The 1,307-nt window shown below is 44.8% G+C and carries 2 protein-coding genes; one reads left to right on the top strand and one right to left on the bottom strand.

The genetic code is table 11. The features are described from left to right. The first annotated feature begins 298 nt into the window (after window positions 1–298). Entirely contained in the window at window positions 299–538 is a 240-nt protein-coding gene (locus DP117_RS34220; protein ID WP_169222585.1) for a hypothetical protein, read from the top strand. A 582-nt stretch (window positions 539–1,120) separates the two neighbouring features. Here the strand turns inward: DP117_RS34220 and DP117_RS35805 are convergent. Continuing rightward, window positions 1,121–1,307 (bottom strand): hypothetical protein (locus DP117_RS35805; protein ID WP_211176535.1); only part of this gene is annotated, 187 nt, incomplete at its 5' end.

Genomic DNA, 1,307 nt, shown 5'->3' with positions numbered 1-1,307 from the left:
CCCCCAACTCCCCCGACTCTCTGAGGTGACTCCTTTCGGTGCCCATACGCCCTAGGTTTTTCTGTAAAATAGATTACTGTTTAGGTACCACAGTGATCTGGAGCCGGAGAGAAGAAATCACATCGGTAATTTTACGTCGAAGGAAGTAGTACTGACTGGTTGAAAATAGTGCAGTTGTCTAATTTAGTCAAATTTTTATTCCTTTGTGATGATTTTTTTATACCTCAGTAAAAGTATAAAAAACTACTGATAATATAAAACTGTACACAATTGATTTGTTCACTAAGAGGTACCTGACATGATATCAATAAATACACAGATACTCCCACTGAGCCAAACAGAAGCAAACAGAATGAAAGAAGTGGCAACTGAGTGTATGGTGGAACTCTCTGATACTGAGTGTATGAATATAGTGGGGGGTATAGTGGGGGGTTTTTATAATGGTGGGAGTGGGACATTCCCAGGAGGAAAATATGAGTTTGGGCCTGGTTATAGTAAGACTGTTGTAGATGGAGTTGAGTATAGTTCCAGTTGGTAGAAGTGATGACACTTTGTAACCACTGTCTATAACACCGGGCAGTGCGCATCAAATACACACGGCTCGGTTGACTTGGATAAATTTCACCACTTTCGCTACTTCAGGGTGTTACGATACCTGGCACTGCTCCCAAGGCAATGTCAGTTGACTGCTTGTGTATTTTTGCTTAGACCTTTTGCTAACTTTATGACCAGCCAGTAGCCGACTTCCTTAATTCGACTTGCTGGCTGGTGTTCTTTTGGTTTATTGATCCGTCTTTGTTGTCCATGTTTAGATATCAAAAGCTGGAGGTGATGGTTTCAGCAGTACGGACTAAGGGTTGGGCACTCCCCTTGGGCAAAAATGGACAACCCTTGTATTTTTGTCTGCGACAGTCAACTCGTTTTACCCAAGTTCTTGGGTAGGGCCCTATGCCTACGGCACGGCTACGCAAGAGCGGGTTCACCAGTCGCCTCAACGGGGGGAACCCCCCGATAGCGCAGCGTGCCCGTAGGGCATAGCTTTGATCGGAGGAAACCTCCGCTCAAACAACTCTTGGCACGGCGCTGGATTCACCGCAAAAATACACCCAGATCTTGAGTTTTACGAGTAGACATTGTTAGTGGTTGTCCATTTTTGTCTATGAAAAATGAAGCGGGTGTAGAGAACTTTGAGCGCGAGGCTGAGACTTGGGTTAACTTGGGGTTGGGCTAATAAAGCGCGAAAAACTGCGGTGCCTCCGGAAAAATCGCCCCATGAAAAGTTATTCTTTTTGTATACCAGTTGACGA

Origin of the sequence: Brasilonema sp. UFV-L1 (assembly GCF_012912105.1) — a bacterium.
GTDB lineage: Bacteria > Cyanobacteriota > Cyanobacteriia > Cyanobacteriales > Nostocaceae > Brasilonema.
The sequence above is the reverse complement of the archived record's forward strand: the minus strand, read 5'-3'. Positions and strand labels throughout refer to the sequence as shown.